Origin of the sequence: Neisseria sp. Ec49-e6-T10 (assembly GCF_051132615.1) — a bacterium.
In the GTDB taxonomy this organism is placed as follows: domain Bacteria; phylum Pseudomonadota; class Gammaproteobacteria; order Burkholderiales; family Neisseriaceae.
Genome location: NZ_CP152375.1, coordinates 1,453,204 through 1,473,662, shown reverse-complemented (window position 1 = coordinate 1,473,662; position 20,459 = coordinate 1,453,204). Strand labels below are relative to the sequence as shown.

General features: G+C 36.6%; 19 protein-coding genes. 14 read left to right on the top strand and 5 right to left on the bottom strand.

The genetic code is table 11. The features are described 5' to 3' along the window. The 7 genes from AADH04_RS07630 to AADH04_RS07600 all read left to right on the top strand — a co-directional run bounded on the left by AADH04_RS07630 (position 1) and on the right by AADH04_RS07600 (position 5,249). On the top strand, positions 1-1,392 hold the full coding sequence (locus AADH04_RS07630; protein WP_434779643.1) for an acyclic terpene utilization AtuA family protein: 1,392 nt from the start codon (positions 1-3) through the stop codon (positions 1,390-1,392). Continuing rightward, positions 1,389-1,706, top strand: a complete 318-nt coding sequence (locus tag AADH04_RS07625) for a DUF4387 domain-containing protein (RefSeq protein ID WP_434779642.1) — start codon at positions 1,389-1,391, stop codon at positions 1,704-1,706. Before AADH04_RS07630 ends, AADH04_RS07625 begins: the two co-directional genes overlap by 4 nt. 9 nt (positions 1,707-1,715) lie before the next feature. Beyond that, on the top strand, positions 1,716-2,660 hold the full coding sequence (locus AADH04_RS07620) for a hypothetical protein (protein ID WP_434779641.1): 945 nt from the start codon (positions 1,716-1,718) through the stop codon (positions 2,658-2,660). Beyond that, positions 2,660-3,502 carry a fumarate hydratase gene (locus AADH04_RS07615; RefSeq protein ID WP_434779640.1) on the top strand — a complete coding sequence of 281 codons (843 nt, stop codon included), beginning with the start codon at positions 2,660-2,662 and terminating at the stop codon, positions 3,500-3,502. Before AADH04_RS07620 ends, AADH04_RS07615 begins: the two co-directional genes overlap by 1 nt. A gap of 11 nt (positions 3,503-3,513) precedes the next feature. Further along, positions 3,514-4,044, top strand: coding sequence for a Fe-S-containing hydro-lyase (locus AADH04_RS07610; RefSeq protein ID WP_434779639.1), 531 nt, complete (start codon positions 3,514-3,516; stop codon positions 4,042-4,044). Positions 4,045-4,307: 263 nt separating this feature from the next. After that, positions 4,308-4,760: a MarR family winged helix-turn-helix transcriptional regulator gene (locus AADH04_RS07605; protein WP_434779638.1), complete on the top strand. Its 453-nt coding sequence runs from the start codon at positions 4,308-4,310 to the stop codon at positions 4,758-4,760. 15 nt (positions 4,761-4,775) lie between these two features. Beyond that, positions 4,776-5,249, top strand: a complete 474-nt coding sequence (locus tag AADH04_RS07600) for a hypothetical protein (protein WP_434779637.1) — start codon at positions 4,776-4,778, stop codon at positions 5,247-5,249. Positions 5,250-5,301: 52 nt separating this feature from the next. Here the strand turns inward: AADH04_RS07600 and AADH04_RS07595 are convergent, their stop codons facing one another. After that, the gene (locus AADH04_RS07595) at positions 5,302-6,615 is read right to left on the bottom strand and encodes an MFS transporter (RefSeq protein WP_434779636.1); all 1,314 of its coding nucleotides are present in this window, start codon (positions 6,613-6,615) and stop codon (positions 5,302-5,304) included. 288 nt (positions 6,616-6,903) lie between these two features. On the opposite strand from AADH04_RS07595, the gene AADH04_RS07590 reads away from it, so the two are divergent. Together AADH04_RS07590 and AADH04_RS07585 are read left to right on the top strand one after the other, a co-directional pair. Then, entirely contained in the window at positions 6,904-7,788 is an 885-nt protein-coding gene (locus AADH04_RS07590; protein ID WP_434779635.1) for a LysR family transcriptional regulator, read from the top strand. A gap of 89 nt (positions 7,789-7,877) precedes the next feature. Further along, positions 7,878-8,957 carry a linear amide C-N hydrolase gene (locus AADH04_RS07585; RefSeq protein ID WP_434779634.1) on the top strand — a complete coding sequence of 360 codons (1,080 nt, stop codon included), beginning with the start codon at positions 7,878-7,880 and terminating at the stop codon, positions 8,955-8,957. Positions 8,958-9,081: 124 nt separating this feature from the next. On the opposite strand, the gene AADH04_RS07580 is transcribed toward AADH04_RS07585, so the two are convergent. The 3 genes from AADH04_RS07580 to polA form a co-directional block, all read right to left on the bottom strand. Next, complete coding sequence (locus tag AADH04_RS07580; RefSeq protein WP_434779633.1) at positions 9,082-9,777, bottom strand: hypothetical protein; 696 nt, start codon at positions 9,775-9,777, stop codon at positions 9,082-9,084. A 38-nt stretch (positions 9,778-9,815) separates the two neighbouring features. Beyond that, a complete protein-coding gene (locus AADH04_RS07575; RefSeq protein ID WP_434779632.1) occupies positions 9,816-10,013 on the bottom strand; it encodes a hypothetical protein in 198 nt (65 codons plus the stop codon). A 194-nt stretch (positions 10,014-10,207) separates the two neighbouring features. Then, on the bottom strand, positions 10,208-12,961 hold the full coding sequence (polA, locus tag AADH04_RS07570; RefSeq protein ID WP_434779631.1) for a DNA polymerase I: 2,754 nt from the start codon (positions 12,959-12,961) through the stop codon (positions 10,208-10,210). A 12-nt stretch (positions 12,962-12,973) separates the two neighbouring features. On the opposite strand from polA, the gene AADH04_RS07565 reads away from it, so the two are divergent. Beyond that, a complete protein-coding gene (locus AADH04_RS07565; protein WP_434779630.1) occupies positions 12,974-13,663 on the top strand; it encodes a TIGR00730 family Rossman fold protein in 690 nt (229 codons plus the stop codon). Between the two features lie 219 nt (positions 13,664-13,882). Then, positions 13,883-14,581 carry a hypothetical protein gene (locus tag AADH04_RS07560; protein ID WP_434779629.1) on the top strand — a complete coding sequence of 233 codons (699 nt, stop codon included), beginning with the start codon at positions 13,883-13,885 and terminating at the stop codon, positions 14,579-14,581. A gap of 56 nt (positions 14,582-14,637) precedes the next feature. On the opposite strand, the gene clpB is transcribed toward AADH04_RS07560, so the two are convergent. Continuing rightward, a complete protein-coding gene (gene clpB, locus AADH04_RS07555; RefSeq protein ID WP_434779628.1) occupies positions 14,638-17,214 on the bottom strand; it encodes an ATP-dependent chaperone ClpB in 2,577 nt (858 codons plus the stop codon). A 117-nt stretch (positions 17,215-17,331) separates the two neighbouring features. On the opposite strand from clpB, the gene AADH04_RS07550 reads away from it, so the two are divergent. From AADH04_RS07550 to AADH04_RS07540, 3 genes are all read left to right on the top strand, one after another. Further along, complete coding sequence (locus tag AADH04_RS07550; RefSeq protein ID WP_434779627.1) at positions 17,332-18,324, top strand: TraB/GumN family protein; 993 nt, start codon at positions 17,332-17,334, stop codon at positions 18,322-18,324. A 273-nt stretch (positions 18,325-18,597) separates the two neighbouring features. Continuing rightward, positions 18,598-19,809, top strand: coding sequence for a phosphoadenosine phosphosulfate reductase (locus tag AADH04_RS07545; protein WP_434779626.1), 1,212 nt, complete (start codon positions 18,598-18,600; stop codon positions 19,807-19,809). Beyond that, positions 19,806-20,435 (top strand): IbrB-like domain-containing protein, encoded by a 630-nt coding sequence (locus AADH04_RS07540; protein WP_434779625.1) that lies wholly within the window; start codon positions 19,806-19,808, stop codon positions 20,433-20,435. Before AADH04_RS07545 ends, AADH04_RS07540 begins: the two co-directional genes overlap by 4 nt. Positions 20,436-20,459 lie beyond the last annotated feature (24 nt).

The following is a 20,459-nucleotide window of genomic DNA, read 5'->3' as shown; positions in this document are numbered from 1 at the left end:
ATGGACGAACTAAGAGTTTTATCTCCCACTGCAATTTTAGGCTATGGTTTTCCTGAAGAGTCCTTTAAGGAAGGCATGAAAAGAAAACCAGATGTAATTGCTGTGGATGCAGGGTCAACCGACCCTGGACCTTATTACTTGGGGTCTGGCTTGTCTTTTACTGACCGCAATGCAGTTAAACGTGACTTAGCGTTGATGATTCCTGCGGCAATCGAACACAATATCCCGGTTATTGTTGGTACAGCAGGTGGTTGTGGCGCAGACAGTCACCTAGAGTGGACAGTAGACATTGTTAAAGAAATTGCAAAAGAGCAAGGGTTAACATTCAAACTAGCCACCATGAGTGCACAAATTCCACATGAAACGGTGAAAGAAAATCTGGCAAAAGGCCATATAAAACCTTTACACCCAGCACCACAAATTACGGCTGAAGATGTAGACAAAACAACGCGTATTGTCGCCCAAATGGGACCTGAACCATATATTCAAGCGTTAAATCAAGGCGCTCAAGTCATTATTGCTGGGCGTACATATGACCCAGCTGTATTTGCCAGCTTGGCGATTAAAGAAGGCTTTGATCCCGGTTTAGCCACTCATATGGGTAAGATTCTTGAATGCGCGGCTATTGCTGCTACACCAGGTAGTGGCAGTGACTGTATGTTTGGCACTTTACGTAAAGACCATTTTGAACTACAACCTTTATCAAGTGCGCGCAAATGTACCACTCTTTCAGTTGCAGCCCATACTTTGTACGAAAAAAGTAATCCTTTAAGTTTACCAGGACCAGGAGGTTTGTTGGATCTGACTCAAACCAAGTTTGAGCAAGCCACAGAAAACTCGGTTATTGTACGTGGCAGCCGCTTTATTCCAACACCTGCGGGAGAAAAATACACGGTAAAATTGGAAGGCGCTAAAAAAGTAGGTTACCGTACAGTATCTTTTGCGGCAACAGCAGACCCAATTATGATTTCTCAAATCGACAATATCGTTGAATCGGTAAAAGAAAGGGTGAAATCAAATTTTGCACACTTAGATGTTAAAGAGTTTTTCTTAGACTTCAAAATTTATGGGCAAAATGGGGTTATGGGTATTTTTAAAGATGTTCCCACAACGCAAACACCGCCTAATGAGTTGGCTATTATTATTGAAGCCGTTGCACCCACACAAGAGCTTGCCAGCACTATTTGTAGTTTTGCTCGCTCAACAATGCTGCACTTTGGTTATGAAGGGCGCAAATCAACTGCGGGTAACTTGGCCTTCCCATTCTCACCATCTGATTTTAAAGTAGGTGAAGTATACGAATTTAGCCTATATCATCTGATGGACGTAGATGACCCTTGCCAACATTTCCCTGTCGTCATTCAAACTTGCCATAAAGGGGAACTACAATGATGTATAAGTTATTTGATCTGGCCGATGTCATTAGAAGTAAAAACTCTGGCCCATATGAGATCACTTTTGATATTATTTTCAAAGATGAAGCAATGTTTGAACAGGTGGCAAAAGCAAATGTTTTCACAAAAGAAAGTTTTGCTCAGTTGTACCATATTCGAGCAGAAGAAGTCATGAGTATCATGAGTTTTCCTCCTGCAAAAGCCATTAAAATTACCATTGAAAGACCAATTCCTTCTGGTAGTTTGGGTGAAACTGATGTTTATGGTGCACAACAACATGCCCCTTTATTAAACTATCAATTTAATATGTAAGGAGCAGCTTTGGATACAGTAGATCAAAACCACATCTATTCAGTTTATTTTGCCCCACGAGGCAGAGAACGCTTGCTATTACTTGGAGAACAACTAGCCCATTTGCATTTAAGCTACCGAGATCGCTTAATTGGTATTATTGGTGATGCTGGTAGTGGAAAGTCTTTAATTGTAAAGGGTGTGTTTCCTGGTGTATCGCTTTCAAACGATGATGATGGTATTTCTGCTGAAAAAATCATGCGGGTGCGAAATAGTGGTTTAGATCATGATTTTCGTACTGCAACCTACCATATTGATATGCGCTTTCAAATGGCTTTTACCCAAGTTTATGAGATAGTGGACTTTGTAAAAGGGGCTTTAGCCAATGGTAGGCGCGTCATTGTAGAACACTTTGATTTACTGTATCCAGCTTTAAAAATTAATGCTGACATGATTATTGGTATTGGGGAAGAAATCATTGTTACCCGCCCCAATATGTTTGGGCCGTTACCTAAAGACATCTATAACGTGGTCATACCTTCTTTACAAAAGAGAAAGATGGCTCACTCAGCAGAAGACTTAACCGCCTATGTACTACAAAAAGATTACCAAATTCCCTTTAATGAATTAAAAGTGCTTAATAGTGATGTTCGAGGCGGTTTTGTTCTTAACTTCCCAGAAGCATTAAATATTGATCTTCAGGAACTTGAAAATAAAGTAAAAAATTTAATGTCACAAGACCTAGACATTAGCTATTACGATGAAAACCATATTCAAATTGGTTATTCAGAAATTATTCCTTGTACAGGCCCAAGAATACACGTACACAATACATCAGACATCATCAATTTTAGACTATTAAAAGAGTTTAAATTTGACAAACACAGTGGTAGATATGCTCTGGTTGGTGTGGCAGGCAACAAGAATAATGCAGACTCTGAAGACTTTAACCAAATTAATAAGGAAGAGTCATAGTGAAAGAAATACATTGCCAGACAATTACAGAAGAAATCAGCAAACTATGTATTTCTTCTAATTGTTATATCAGTGAAGATATTCAAATGGCTTTTGTTCAAGCAAAAAAAGAAGAAAAAGACAGTTTAAGCCAAGATGTATTGGATAAACTTTTAAAAAATGCTGAAATTGCCAAAGAACATATCATCCCTATTTGCCAAGATACCGGCATGACGGTTGTTTTTATTGAAATAGGACAAGATGTACGTATTATTGGTGGGGATTTAAACCAGGCCATTAATCATGGTGTTGCCAAAGGATATGAAGAAGGTTATTTGCGTAAATCTGTGGTAAATGACCCAATTAAGCGAGTCAATACTGGGGATAATACACCCGCGGTCATTCACTATAGTATTGTGACAGGCGATCATTTAAAAATAACGGTTTCCCCCAAAGGTTTTGGGAGTGAAAACATGAGTGCCTTAAAAATGTTTAAGCCCTCTCATGGTTTAGATGGGGTAAAAAATTTTGTCATTGAAACAGTCAAAACAGCAGGCCCTAATCCTTGCCCTCCCATTATTGTTGGTGTAGGCGTTGGTGGTACCATGGAAAAGGCAGCGATTATGGCCAAACAAGGCTTACTTCGTACAGTTGGCACAAAAAATGAAGACCCATTTTGGCAGCAGATTGAAGAAGAATTGCTAGAAAGCATTAATCAACTGCAAATTGGCCCTGCAGGTTTAGGAGGGAGAACCACTGCTTTGACTGTCCATATTACCCCATATGCAACCCATATTGCAGGTTTACCGGTTGCTGTTAATATCGGTTGTCATGTTACTCGACATGCCCAAATTGTTTTATAAAGGAGTATGCGGTGAGTGAACAATATATTCAAACCCCATTAACAAACGAGGTTATCGACAGCTTACAAGTGGGACAAATGGTTTATATTAGTGGAACAGTTTATACGGCCAGAGATGCAGCCCATAAACGATTAGTAGAAATGATTCAAAAAAATGAACCTTTGCCATTCGATTTTACTGGTCAAATTGTCTATTATGCAGGCCCTTGCCCAAATAAACCTGGCTTTGTCATTGGGTCGGTCGGGCCAACAACCAGTGGGCGAATGGATGCTTACGCACCTTTACTTATTGAACATGGCTTAAAAGGAATGATTGGCAAAGGATTACGTGATGATGGAGTAAAAGAAGCCATCGTTAAATACAAAGGGGTTTATTTTGCAGCAATTGGCGGCGCGGCCGCATTAATGAGCCAGTGTATCACCCATGTTGACATTATTGCTTTTGAAGATTTAGGCACAGAAGCCATACGGAAATTAACGGTTAAGAACCTTCCTGTTATTGTTGCAATAGATGCAAAAGGCAATGATGTTTATTTAAAATAACATTTAGTTTGAAACAATATCATGACTCTTTTTATCTATATTTCTCTTAATGAAATAATAATGATGAACCCCTGTTATCAGGGGTTATTTTTTTGAGAAGATAATGATTTATAAAACAATACTTATTTAAAGTAATGCTTAATTTATTAGCATAAAAAAGTATTATGACTGTTTACTCCTAAAATAAGATCATTTTAATATTGACAACCAGTTACCAAATTACGTAAACTGGTTGTCAATATTATTTTAAATATCTATCAATTATGGAACAGCACAATATTTTTACAGAAATGGTATTAACTCTATTTAGGGTTAATGGCAGTCTCATTGCTTGGGGAAATCATCAATTAGAACCATTAAAACTCACCAGTGCCCGTTGGCAAATTATTGGTGCAATGGGTCGAATTGGCGCAGCAACAACAAACCCTCAAATTGCCCGAATGATGGGCGTTTCTCGTCAAGGCACACAAAAACAATTAAATCTTTTATTAGCGGAGGGTTTAGTTGAGCAATATATCAATGAACAACATCAAAAGTCGCCTTTATATGCCTTAACTGAAAAAGGACAGTATTTATTTGAACAGACAGAACAAATCTGGTTACAGCAAATACCACTATTAATTGATGGAATAAACCAGCAAGAGCTCTTAATCACGCTAAAAACGCTGAATACTTTATTAAATAATACTGTTGCGCTGGATCATCTACACAAATAGTAAAAGGAGCACAATATGAACCATAAGCCACACGCTTTGAGTATTTACCATGGGTTATTTGCTGTTTTAAGCATCTGCTTTATCTTTTGTTTTTGGACTATAACTGTTTTATCCACATTGTTTGCAACAGAAATAACGATCGTTTTAATCAAACAAGGTATTTTATACTGTTTCATTTTATTTATTCCTTGCATAGTATTAACTGGGATAACAGGGTTTTTATTAACAAAAAATAGGCAAGGAAAAATCATTCAAACTAAGAAAAAAAGAATGCCTATTATTGCCATCAATGGTTTGTTTATTTTGGTTCCTTGTGCATTTTATTTGGCCTCAAAAGCACAACAAGCGCAGTTTGATGTACTGTATTATTTAATACAAAGTCTTGAATTAATGATTGGTGCCATCAATCTATATTTGATGGGAAGATCGGTTAGAGATGGTTTAAAACTTTCTGGAAAAATAAAACCAGCACAAATAAAACGTTTCTAATAAAAAAAGGGGCATAAAACTGCCCCTTTTTTTATTAAAAGATAATCAGTAATTATTTCATAAAATCTTCATGTTTGGTTTCATGTAATAATGCTACTGCTAAAAAACTGACCACGGCACCCAAACATAAATACCAACCAACATAATTAAGCCCACCAGCAGCAACCAATTTAGCTGCAAAAAATGGGGTAACAGACCCCCCTAAAATACCCCCTATATTATAAGTTGCGGATGAACCTGTGTATCGAACATTGGTAGGAAAAATTTCAGGCAGTAGCGCGCCCATAGGAGAAAAGGTAAAGCCCATTACAAACAACGCTAAGCTTAAATAAATGACCGTTTCTAAATAATCACCCGCATTAAGCATAGGACCATACAAATAGCCGACAATGAATGTGGCCGCGGTTCCAACTAATAATACAGGTCTTCGACCATAATGGTCACTTAAATAAGCGGAAATAGGCGTTGCAATAGCCATAAACACAATAGCAATACACAACATTTCCAAGTATTGTGACTTAGAGAATCCCAAGTGAGCCGTGCCATATTGCAAGGAAAATACGGTAATGAGAAAGAACAATACATAGCAAGAAACCATTGCAAAGGAGCCCAAAACCAATGCTTTAAAATGATAACGAATGGTATCCAACACGGGTACATTGACATGGTTATTGGTTTGTTTCATTTTGGTAAAGTTCGTGCTTTCAACTATATTCAAACGAACATATAACCCTACACCAACCAAAACAATGCTGACTAAAAAGGGAATGCGCCAACCCCATGCAAAAAATTGTGTCTCTGTTAACACAATATTCAATAATAGAAAGATACCACAAGCCATAACAAACCCAATTGGGGGGCCTAATTGTGGGAACATGCCAAATATTGCTCTTTTGCCTTTAGGAGCATTTTCTGTCGCTAATAAGGCTGCACCACCCCATTCTCCACCAAGCCCTAACCCTTGCCCCATACGGAGGATACATAAAATTAATGGTGCCCAAAAACCAATAGTGGCATAACCAGGTAAGAAACCAATTAAGAATGTACTCAATCCCATAATCATTAAAGATGCCACTAAAGTTGTTTTCCGTCCTAGTTTATCGCCAAAATGACCAAATAATGCAGAACCAATTGGTCTGGCTAAAAAAGCAATACCAAAAGTTGCAAAGGAACTTAAAGCTTGCGCAGAAGCATCTGCTTGTGGAAAAAAGACAGGACCAATAATCAGGGCAGCAGCCAATCCATAAATATAAAAATCATAAAACTCAACTGCAGTGCCTACAAAACTAGCAATTGCCACCCGTGCAGCTGAATTTGCTGGTTTATCATCAACAGGCTCACTCTCCTTTAATGCAACATTTTCCATTTTTATCTCCAAAAATAAGAATACTCTTTATTTTGCTTAAGCAAAACCCATTCGATTTTTCATCAGTTTATTTTATAATAGATCAATGTTTCACGTGAAACATTGATAGATTTTGATTTATTAACAGCCTATCATTCGATTTAATTAAAACAGAAACATAAAAAGACATAACATTATTTTTACTCAAACCACGATATACCTAATTATGCGATTTATCCATACTATCACAAAATAATTTACTATTTGTAAACAAATAACAGCAATATCGTATAAAAAGTGAACAAGCACATGAAACTATTAAATTTTTCTCTTACGCAATTACAAGCTTTAGTTTGTGTGGTAGAACACGGCAGTTTAAACAATGCAGCAAAAATATTAAACAAAGACAGAAGCACCGTTGGGGAGCTCATTAATAACTTAGAAATTGATTTGGGCTATCCTATTTTTGATCGAAGTATCAAACCGATGAAATTGCTTCCTGGAATGGAAAACTTAGTCAACAGTGCCCGCTATTTAATTCGAGATGCTTATGCCTTAGCGACTATTGCAGAAGGAAAATTTAATAATCAACCAACAGAGTTTACCTTAGGCTACTCTAATTTTATTTCCCAAAATATTTTATTAAAAATACACCATTTTTTTGAAAAAAAAGACATTAAGATCAACCTCATTTGTGTCGAGAGAGATACAGCAGAAACTTTATTAGAAGAAGGAAAAATAGATTTATGCTTACATTTAGCAAAAGGTAATTTTTTTCATCCTCATTTAGAATGGAAAGTGGTTGGAGAGCAGATTATGGATGTCTATGCGGCTCAATCTTTTTTTAAAGAATGGACAAGTGTTCCTTATAATATTCTAACCTCTACTGTACAACTACTGCCTTTTTATACGCTAAATGATATGACTAAATCGATATTGGTTGTTTCTCAAACAACAATAAAAATAAATGACTTATCTTTATTGACTTCACTACTTGATCAAGGCCGTGGTTGGGCCCTACTACCAAGAGATATTGATCATATTAAAGAAAATACAATTAGGGTCACAACAGATTTAGGAAAAGATGGATTTCACAATAATATCGTAGCCTTATGGCAAAAAAATGCAATTGACGAACGATTAAGAACGCAATTACTGGCACATATTGAAGCAATTTACACCCAAGACCACTAAAAAATAGGGGGGAAAACCCTCTTATATGGATTTGTTGCGACTGATTTTACACCCTATGATTAAGACACAGAAAAACTGGAGTAAAAATCATGTTAAATTCATCATTAAAAAAAATAGCATTATCTTTAGTATTAACGGGTATGCTCAGTAATAATATTGTTCAAGCTTGTACACGCGTATTTTGGAATCAATACCCTGATCATTTAATCAGTGCAAGAAATTTAGATTTCTTTGGCCCAACAGACCCCGCTTTAGTCGTGACACCAAGAGGTATCAAAAAAACAGGTTCTGACGCCAAAAATGCAGCAACGTGGCAATCGCGCTATGGCAGCGTTGTTATCTATGCCAGTAACCTTTTCCCAATGGATGGTATGAATGAGAAAGGGCTTGTTGGTCACACCTTATTTTTCACCGATGGTAGCCAAATTCAATCTGATCATCAAAAGGCACCAGAGCTACAAAGTAAAGCATGGCTTAGTTATATATTAGATAATTATTCAACTGTAAAAGAAGCAATAGATGGCATAGAAAAAGTTCGCCTGATCGCGCATGAAGACCCCATAGATTATGCAACAGACACAAAACATATTGCCATTGAAGATGCCAGTGGAGATTCGGCAATCATTGAAATATCGAATGGTCAAGTAAAAACCTATCATAATCGTCACTATACAGTCATGACCAACCCACCTAGTTATGACCAAATGATTGAATATGTAGAGAAACACAAAAATGACACAGCAGAAAATATCCCTGGAGGTTGGGCAGCAGAAGATCGTTTGGTTAGGGCAAACTTTTTACTGAATCATTTACCTAAACCCAAAAATGCTCAAGAAGCAAAAGGGTTTATTCAAACGGTCACAGGTAGTGTTGCATACCCAATAGGCTTACCAGCAGATGAAGACCCAGAAGTTAAAATGGTTACTGAACGTTATCAAAAATACTCTAAATATCCTGAAAATAACCGAGGGATTGGTACATACTGGACCAGCATTGCGGATATCAATAACAAACAATATCACTTTAAATCTGTCTTTGCCAGTGATGGTATTTATCTAGACCTAAACCAATTAAATTTTAATAAAGGTCAACCTGTCAGACGTATTCTACATTTAGACCAATATGCACAAAATGGCCTATCTGCAAATGTGTTAAAAGCCCTCAAATAATTAAAAGCCTCCTTCTATAAGGGGGCTTTTAATTGAGACTACTTTAATAGCAATCAGATAAAACCATTCAACTTTATTTAAATGTTTCACGTGAAACATTTAAATATTACTAAGTCAAAAAGAATCAAGCAATCTTCAAACCACTATTTGCTTTGCTCAAGTCATAATGTAATTCTATAACCTTGTAGACTTTGTCATCTATATCATGATTACCCATAGCTTGAATAAAGCGACATGAAGCATAATCTTTCGCTTTATGCTCATACTCATCCAGCCATTTTTGACGTGTTGCCATATATTCTTCTTTAATAGGCCAAGTACCAGATCTTGGGCTAATATGTTTACTCATATCCATACGCCATGGTTTTGGGCTTACTCTGGCTCTAAAACATTGCTGATTTTTGCACATAAGGGAATAGACCTCATCCACATTCATTTTATTGAAAAACAGTGATACTTCTTCATCATTTGGATTCATTAATCTATGTGTAATCAATAAACGCATCTCCGCTGGCGTTTCATAAACTCTGGCGCCCCATTTTGGATTGTCTTTTAAAAAATGGTCTATTTCATCCAAAGTATGTTTTATATTTTCCTGTTTTTTTGTGTCATGTAGTAAAGAGCCCCCCTTTTTGAATAAAAGCCTGACTTTATTGAATATAAAAAACAAAAATAGACCAGCAAAAGCAATCGCAGCATATATGTATTGTTCTTTCATCAGACAAACCATCGTTACAACAAATAAAAAACCATACACTAGAGAAACAAGACAACCACCTTTTGCATAGTTTGTATCAAAATAATCAATATCTGCAAACATAACATCAGGGGGTGTTTAAACAAAGCGCACCATAGCTATTACGTGTAATCACGGTATCTATCATCATAACGACGAATCACTTGCTCCCTAATTGGTAAGCCATCAGCGCCATTATATTTTATTTTTTTCTCTTTAAAATTGATGAGTTTTCCATCTAACCATTGCTTTAATGCTTCTTCTGCACGTATTTGTGCCTCGTGTTGGGTATCTTCATAACTTGTATTGTATCTGACCAACCAAAACGTTTAATACTGACTGTTCTTTTGCCTTCTTTATACTTTATCGTCGCTTCTGCCCAATACTCAGGAACAATCATTCTTTATCCTCTATTAATTTCGATTAACATCATCCAAATTTATTGTCCAATAATACTTCTAAACAACTTTATTCAATCATTCCTCAACATTACGCTCTAAATCACATTTAATCGTTAATGTGCTTCTTCCCAATTTTGGCCTATGCCGACCTCAGCCAATAAGGGTACATTTAAGGTGGCCACACCTGCCATTAATTCGGGCAATTTTTCTTTTACCTGAGTGATCTCATCAGGAGGCACCTCCAAAACCAATTCATCATGAACCTGCATAATCAGTTTACTGTTCAATTGATCTTGTTCAAGCCAATTTTGGACGGCAATCATCGCCAATTTGATTAAATCAGACGCAGTGCCTTGCATAGGGGCATTGATTGCTGCTCGTTCGGCACCGGCACGAATATTGGCTTTGGGGCTATGAATATCAGGTAAATATAATCGACGTCCAAACAAAGTTTCAACGAAGCCTTGTTCTTGTGCGTTGAGTTTGGCTTCTTCCATATAGCCAGCGACGGCAGGATATTTCATAAAATAACGATCTATAAATTGTTTGGCCATAGCAGGGCTAATTTCTAAGGAACTGGCTAAACCATATTGCCCCATGCCATAAATCAAACCAAAATTAATGGTTTTGGCGTAACGCCTTTGTTCTGAAGTAACCTCTGATTGTTCCACGTGAAACACTTCTGCTGCAGTTGCACGGTGAATATCGGCTCCTTCATTAAAAGCCTTAACTAATGCAGGGTCATTTGACAAATGCGCCATGATTCTCAACTCAATTTGCGAATAATCTGCGGAAATAATGACACTATTTTCAGGTGCAATAAATGCTTTACGTACTCTTCTGCCTTCCTCTGTTCTAATAGGGATATTCTGCAAATTAGGGTTATTACTGGCCAAACGCCCAGTAATTGCAACGGCTTGTGCATACGTGGTATGAACTCGACCATCGTTAGGACTAATCAAGGAAGGTAATTTATCCGTATAGGTTGTTTTTAATTTGGCTAAAGTTCGATTTTCCAAAATAAGTTTAGGTAAAGGATAATCTAGGGCTAATTTTTCTAATACACTCTCATCGGTTGAGATACCCCCTGATGCTGTTTTCTTCAACCCTTTTATTGGAATGGCCAAACGTTCAAATAATATTTCTTGTAACTGCTTAGGAGAGTTTAAATTAAAAGGCTGCCCAGCCATTTCGTGTGCTTGTGTTTCTAATGCCAATAATCGTTGCCCTAACTCATGGCTTTGTCTGGCTAACTCTGTTTTATCCAATAAAACACCTAGGCGTTCCATCATAAATAAAATAGAGGCCACCGGTAGTTCTATTTGCTCATACACATACCGTTGTTTTTCATTCATTTGCCCACGCAAGATATGTTCTAAACGCAAAGCAAAATCAGCATCCTGACAGGCATATGGCGTGGCATCTATAATAGAAACATCAGCAAAACTAATTTGCTTGGCACCTTTCCCACATAAAGACTCATATGTTATGGTATCCAAACCCAAATGCCTTGGTGCTAAATCATCTAAGCCATGACTCAAATGGCTTTCTACCACATAAGAAGCCAACATACTGTCACCAGCGATACCCTTTAATTGAATACCATGGTTCGCAAAAATATGTTGATCATACTTTAAATTTTGTCCAATTTTTTTTAATTGGGTACTTTCTAAATATGGCTTTAGTTTAGTTAAAGTTTCCTCTAAGGGTAATTGTTCAGTTGCAGCAGTCATGCTATGAGCTAAGGGAATATATACAGCATCTCCTGCAGCAAAAGCCATACTAAGACCAATAATACGTGCTTGCTGTGTATTCAAACTGGTGGTTTCTGTATCTAACCCAATTTGATTAGCTCTATCGAGCTTTTCTAATAATTGTGTCAATGCCTGTTGTGTGGTGATCGCTTGATAATGAAGCTCTATCGGGGTATCAGGAATAGAGGTTTGTGTATGTTGAAGAGTATGTTCTGCTACCTCGTCAAATAAAGACATGCTGTCTGTCGTGTGTATATTTTGCTGAGCCTCTTTTGTCCATGTTTTAAAGCCCAATTGTTGATATTCCTCATACAATATTGGCCAGTTAGGCTCTTTAATGTACAAATCATGTAATCCTTTGGGCAACACTTGCTTTAAATCCACATCACATTTAATGGTGACCAATTGTCTGGCTAAAGGTAAAAAATCTAATGCTGCTTTTAAGTTTTCTCCTACTTTACCTTTTATCTGATCTGCATGGTTGATAACACCATCAAGTGTATTAAATTCTTCTAACCATTTCACAGCTGTTTTTGGCCCACATTTTTCAACACCTGGCACATTATCAACCTTATCCCCCATCAAAGCCAAATAATCAATTATTTGATCAGGTCTAACACCAAACTTATTTTTAACGCCTTCTTCATCTAAAAATTCTTTACTCATGGTGTTGATTAATGACACTTTTGGTGTCACCAGTTGTGCCATATCTTTATCACCAGTTGAAATGATCACTTGCATACCTTGTTGGTCTGCCTGAGAGGCTAAAGTACCAATAACATCATCCGCTTCAACCCCGTCGACAACCAAAACGTGCCAACCCATATGCGCAACCAATTGATGTACAATATCAACCTGTGAGCGTAAATCTTCTGGCATTGGCGGACGATTTGCTTTATATTCAGGATACATAGCATCACGAAACGTTTTACCTTTAGCATCAAAAATACAGGCTTGGTATGTTGCAGGGTATTCGTTTTTTAATTGGCGCAACATATTCAACACACCATAAATTGCCCCTGTTGCCTGCCCAGAAGGACTACGTAAATCAGGCATCGCATGAAAAGCCCGATAAAGATAAGATGAACCATCAACCAACAATAAAGTATTCATAAAAAAATGACCATGAAAGAAAAAAACGCACTGAACAATAATGTATCTGAACAATTACAAATCAGTTTACAAGAAATAGAAACACAATTGCATCACTCAACAGACGCAATTAGATCGAATAAAATTTTACATAATATAGGCCCTGCCGTCAGTATTTTTGGCTCTGCCCGCATAACCAATAATAATCCATATTATAGCCTGACTGAGCAGTTAGCTAAACGTTTATCTGATGAAGGGTTTGCTATTATATCAGGTGGTGGACCTGGCATTATGGAGGCGGCAAACAAAGGGGCTTTTGCAGGGAAAAGTTTATCGATTGGTTTAAACATCGTTTTACCTCATGAGCAAAAACCCAACCCATATCAGCATATCTCTTTGCGTTTTAATGAGTTTATCATGCGCAAACATACCTTTATGACATACTCTAATGCTTATATTGTTATGCCTGGTGGTTTTGGTACGTTGGACGAGATATTTGAAGTCATCACCTTAATTAAAACAGAAAAAATGCCAGCCATACCCATTATTTTTTGTGGTACTGATTTTTGGCAAGGTCTATTTGATTGGATGAAACAGACCTTAATCACGGAAAAAATGATCGGTCAAAAAGACTTGGATATTTTACAGCTAATGGATGAGCCAGAAGCAATTGTCACTTTTATAAAAAATTCTATAAAAAATAACGAGAATAACCATCGATAATTTTTATAAATTAACTGTATTTTTACAAAAATAATATTTTAAGTAAATATTTTTCAATCTATTGTTTATTAAGGATTATGTGTCTAAATACGACAGATAATCCTTTTTTTAGATTTTTTCAATCTATTGAATTTATGTTTCCTATAAAATAGGCTATGATGCTCAACTTATAAATTTTTATCTATAAAATCATAAATTTAAATTAAGGACTTTATTAACATGGAACAAAATCCATATCAAGCACCCAGTAGTGATTTAGTGAGTACTCAGCCATCATTAGATAAACCTTCAATAGATGAAGCTATTGAACGTGGTTATGACTTTAGTATTGGTGATATTCTTTCTCAAGCCAGCAAAAAAATGAATGGAATGAAACTAACTTATTGGTTAGCTCTTATTGTCTATTCAGCCATTACCATTCCTATTAGCCTTATTGCGGCGTTTATTCCTGGTCTAAACTATGTAGTAGGCTTTTTATTAGCACCCCTTGCTGCAGGTTTATACTTTATTACCTTAAACCACCTTAGAGGCAAAGAAATTTCAGTATCTCAATTATTCGAACGCTGTGTTTCTAAAGAATGCTTTATGCCTATAGTTATTGCAGCAGCATTAACCACTCTTTTTTATATTTTAGGTTTACTTTTATTTATTATTCCTGGCATATATCTAATAGTTGCTTATTTATTGCATCAATTCATTATTTTTGATAACCCAGGCATCAGCTTTTGGGAAGCAATGGAAGCATCGAGAAAAACAATTACTCAACATTGGTTTAAAGTGTTTTTTCTAATCTTTCTACTGGCTCTCATTAACATGGGTGGAGCAATGCTGCTTATGATCGGTTTAATCTGGACCGTTCCTTTAACAGCAATGACAACTGCAATTTTATATGAAACTATTTTTGGCCCTAGAGCATAAATAAATTGATAAAAAAAGCCATCATATAGATGGCTTTTTTTATCAATTAAATAATCCTAAGCAAACACTATTTTCCCATCCTTTACTTCTACCATAATGGTTGCTTTTGGTGGATATTTCCCTGCTAAAATGGCTTTTGCCAAAGGATTTTCAATTTCACTTTGAATCGCTCGTTTGAGTGGCCTTGCTCCATAAACAGGGTCAAAGCCAACATTAGTTAACTCATCCATAGCTTCTTCTGTAATTTGTAAATCCAACTCCATTTTAGCCAATCGTTGCTCTAAACCTTTTAATTGAATACGAGCAATAGAACGAATATTGGCTTTATCCAAACTGTGGAAGACCACAACTTCATCAATACGGTTAATCAACTCTGGTCTAAAGTAATCTTTTACATCTTCCATGACCACATCTTTCATGGCTTCATAATTTTCATGAGCCATTTCCTGAATATGCTGACTACCAATGTTAGAAGTCATCACAACCACGGTATTTTTAAAGTCTATGGTTCTACCTTGACCATCGGTTAAACGACCATCATCCAATACCTGTAATAAGATATTAAATACATCAGGGTGTGCTTTTTCAACTTCATCCAACAAAATCACACTATATGGTTTACGACGAACTTGCTCAGTTAAATAGCCACCTTCTTCATAACCAACATAACCTGGAGGCGCACCAATTAAGCGAGCAATGGAATGTTTTTCCATATATTCTGACATATCCACGCGAATCAAATGCTCCTCACTATCAAACAAGAAGTTAGCTAAGGTTTTACACAGCTCGGTTTTTCCCACGCCTGTTGGCCCTAAAAACAAGAAGCTGCCATATGGTTTATTTGGATCAGACAAACCTGAACGACTACGGCGAATTGCATCGGCAACCGCCTGAACAGCTTCATCTTGCCCAATAACCCGCGCGTGAAGTACATCTTCCATTTTAAGCAGTTTTTCCCGTTCGCCTTCCATCATTTTGGCCACAGGAATACCTGTCATACGGCTGACCACTTCAGCTATCTCATCTTCACCAACCTGTGTTCGCAGTAATTGGTGTTGTTGATCTTTATTTTCAGTAGTGCTTTGTGCTGCTTGAAGTTGTTTTTCTAATTCAGGCAACTTGCCATACTCTAATTCAGATACTTTGGCAAAATCTCCCTTACGTTTATAAGTGTCTATTTCAAATTTTACTTTATCAATTTCCTCTTTAATTTTACTGCTGCCTTGGGCTGAAGCTTTTTCTGCATGCCAGATTTCTTCTAAGTCAGCATATTCTTTACCCAAAGTATCAATTTCACTTTCAATCAACTCTAAACGTTTTTTGCTGGCTTCATCGGTTTCTTTTTTCATCGCTTCTCGTTCAATTTTCAATTGAATGATTCGTCGATCCAGTTTGTCCATTACTTCAGGCTTAGAGTCCAGTTCCATTTTTATCCGACTAGCAGCCTCATCAATTAGATCAATCGCTTTATCAGGTAAAAATCGATCAGTAATATAACGATGAGACAACTCAGCGGCAGCCACAATAGCAGGGTCTGTAATTTCAACCTGATGGTGAATTTCATAGCGCTCTTGTAGGCCACGTAAAATAGCAATAGTGTCCTCCACAGTGGGCTCTTTAACCAGTACCTTTTGGAAGCGACGCTCCAATGCAGCATCCTTTTCAATATATTGTCGGTATTCATCTAAAGTAGTGGCACCGATACAATGTAATTGCCCACGCGCTAAAGCTGGTTTTAACATATTACCTGCATCCATAGCACCATCAGCTGCACCAGCACCAACCAAAGTATGAATTTCATCGATGAAAATTAAGGTATTGCCATCATCTTTAGCTAAATCATTTAATACTGCTTTTAAACGCTCTTCAAATTCGCCCCTATATTTGGCACCTGCAATTAAAGAGGCCAAATCCAAGATCAATAATCGTTTATTTTTTAAACTATCAGGTACCTCTCCATTAACCATCCGTTGAGCCAATCCTTCAACAATAGCGGTTTTACCCACACCAGGCTCCCCAATTAAAACAGGGTTATTTTTGGTTCTTCTTTGCAACACCTGTATGGCTCGGCGAATTTCATCATCTCGACCAATCACAGGATCTAACTTACCCTCACGTGCTTTTTCAGTTAAATCTGTTGTGTATTTTTTTAATGCTTCTCTACCATCTTCTGCATTTTGACTATCGACGGTTTCACCGCCTCTAATGGCATCAATAGCGGCATTAATTTTGGCTGCTGTCGCACCACAATCTTTAAGGATTTGAGTAGTATCACCTGAGCTTTCTATTAAAGCCAATACAAACATTTCACAGGCAATATAAGCATCACCTCTTTGTAAAGCAGCTTTATCCGTTAAATTAAATATATTAAATAATTCACGAGAAAAATTAATCTCTCCGCCTTGCCCCTGAACTTTAGGGTAACGATTTATTTTTTCATTTAACTTTTGTTTGAGTGTGTGTACATTCACACCTGCATGAGCCAGTAATGAAGAAACGCCACTGTCTGTATCATTCACCATTGCCAACAATACATGAGCAGGTTCTATATAAGCATTATCTTGCACTAAAGCCATGCTTTGCGCTTCTTGCAAAGCATTTTGGAATTTTGTTGTTAATTTATCAACACGCATTTGGTATGCTCCTTATTGGATATTATTATTTGTTATATGGGTGTGCTTTGAGTAGATTCAAGGTTAGAATAAACCAATATATATTCAGACTTTTTAAATGAAGAGAAATTCCCAAATATGAAAAAAATCATCTGTCTATCTTTATTACTGAGTACAGTATTAATTGGTAGCTTGTATGCTTATACAAAAAAAGAAACATCAACATCATCTTCTGTTGGTCAAACCACAGAAATGATTACTCAATCTTCTGAGCAATCCCAACAAGACACGAATAAACATCGCCAAACAAGTTCTGTCTTATGGAGGGTAGAAAAATCTGGAAAACCCGTCTCATATCTTTTAGGCACAATCCATATTGGAAAAATAGGCTCTAGTCTTCCCAAAGAAATGGTGCAGGCTTTATCTGAGTCTAAGGTGCTTATTACAGAGGCAAATATGGAGCCAGATTTTCAAGAGTTGATGCAACTATCACAACTCATGCTAGATCCACAAGGGAATCTTGAGCAAAAATTAGGTGAACATGATTTTCGTGCACTGGCATCTATGACAAAAAATGTACCTGCTCAGGCACTGAAACAATTTAAACCATGGGCTGCTTTTACCTTAGCAATGTATGGCACACCAAATGGCTATAGCGAAGAATTTGGTATCGATAAATTATTAACAAAACAAGCTATAACAACTGATAAAGAGCGTGTTTTTTTAGAGAAAATAGAAGAACAATTACAATTTTTCGCTGATGTTCCTGAAGAAAAAATAATCAGCGCCTTAAAAGTAATGCTACAAAACGCGACATCAACTCAAGCAGAAACACAAAAGCTGATTGATTTTTATGAGAAAAATAACCTAGATCAATTAGCGGCCTTAACATTAAATAAAGAGAACACTTTAAAAAATTTTCCACCTAATGACCAAAAATATTGGGCACACTGGTTTTATGAAACACTATTGAAAGAACGTAATCATCATTGGTTGGCTGTAATTGATCAACAATTATCACAACAAAGCACCCTTATTGCTGTTGGGTCAGCTCATTTAATGGGCGAAAATGGATTGATCCAATTACTAAAAAATAAAGGCTATACACTGACGCCAATTTCATTGAATTGATTTTGACAAAAACCTTCTCTTTGCACTGTATTACGACTTGGAAATATTACTCCACAGTAATATTACAGTGCGAAATATTTTTAACATTTCAAATAGTTATATTATTTTTTAATAAAAAAAATCTATTTATATAAAAAATTTAATATATTAATTGTTATAAACTATGCTTGATTCATTATTAGATTATCATTAAAATAACTTTTGTATAATTCCTTCAACATTTCAATTTTTCAAAACACCTATAACCCCCCATAATTAAGGAGAATTTCAGGTTTGACTGTTAAAATTGGCTTAGGTACAAATGTTCTTGAAGAGTCCGAAAAAAGAATTAATTGGATATTTGAAACTTTTGAACAAATTTGTATTTCATTCTCAGGTGGTAAAGATTCTACTGCCCTATTTCATCTGGTTGCACAAGCAGCGAAAAAACACAAAAGAAAATTCAGTGTTTTCTTCGTTGATTGGGAGGTTCAATTTAATCATACCATCAACCATATTCAAGCAATGAAAGAGCTATACGCCAATTACATAGAACATTTTTATTGGGTTGCTTTACCATTAACCACTGTTAATGGCGTCTCAACCCATCAACCCGAATGGATGTCTTGGCAAGAAGGCATACCATGGATCAGACAACCACCTAAAGACGCTATTACAGATTATGAGTTTTTTCCCTTTTACCAATATGGTATGAGTTTTGAAAATTTTGTTCCTCAATTTTCAACTTGGTTTGCACAAAAGAAAAGCACGGCCATGTTAATTGGCATTCGTACCGATGAATCGCTGACCCGATTTTTATCCATTTACTCAGACAAAAAACTGCGTTACGAAGATAACAAACCTTGGACAACAGCATCTAATGATGGGTTTTTGTACAATATGTATCCCATTTATGATTGGAAAGTACAAGATATATGGCGTTATTTCGCGTATACTAAACTGCCTTATAATCCATTATACGATTTAATGCATCAAGCAGGTTTGTCCCTCAGCTCCATGCGCATTTGTGAACCATTTGGCCCCGAACAACGCAAAGGATTGTGGCTTTACCATGTAATAGAACCTGAAACATGGGAAAAAGTCTGCTTTAGAGTTGAAGGAGCTCATTCTGGTGCACTTTATGCCAATGAAACGGGTAATTTTTATGGAAAATACAAAATTTCTAAACCGTTACATCACACATGGAAAAGTTATGCCTTCTTCTTACTAGACAGCATGCCAGAGAAAACGGCCGAACACTATCGCAATAAAATTGCTATTTACTTAAAATGGTATCAAAAACATAATCATGTTGATGATATGCCTGATGAGCAAGAAAAAGATATGGGGGCAAAAGACATTCCCTCATGGAGGCGTGTCTGCAAAACCCTGATAAAAAATGATTACTGGTGTAGAACATTATCTTTTAGCCCAAATAAGCCTGAACATTATGAGCGCTATAACCGTCGCTTACAAGAGAAACGAAAAGAATGGGGAATCATGTGAAAAAAATAGAAGAGTTGTTCCAGCCAATAATGGAACAACTCAGTAAGATGTCTATTGAAGATAAAATAAATACCATCAACCAAATCAAAAAATGGCTGCATCAATATAGCCCTTTTGCTGATGAACCGATTGATTGTGTGTTGTGGGTAAAAGCACAAAAAATCCAAGCAAATGAATATAACCCTAATGCAATGGCCCCCATAGAAAAAAGGCTATTATCAACTTCTCTTAATCAAGATGGGTTTACTCAACCTATCGTTGTCTATGCTCATAACAATCGTTACACAATAGTTGATGGGTTTCACCGTTATATGCTGGGTAAAGGCAAAAAAAGCATCAATACGCGCTTAAAAAACTACTTACCCATTACCTGTATTAAGGATACCCAAAAAGAAAAACCCGATCGTATAGCCGCCACAATTCGTCATAATAGAGCAAGAGGAAAACACCAAATTATGGCAATGTCTGATATTGTCCAAGATTTGGCCCGTTTAGGATGGGAAGACAAAAAAATTGCCAAAGAGCTGGGGATGGATTTAGATGAAGTTTTAAGATTAAAACAAATCAGTGGATTAGCAGAAATGTTTGAAGGGGATGCTTTTTCTGAAGCGTGGACTGTTCGTTAAAAAATAAGCCGTTCTTTTAAGAAC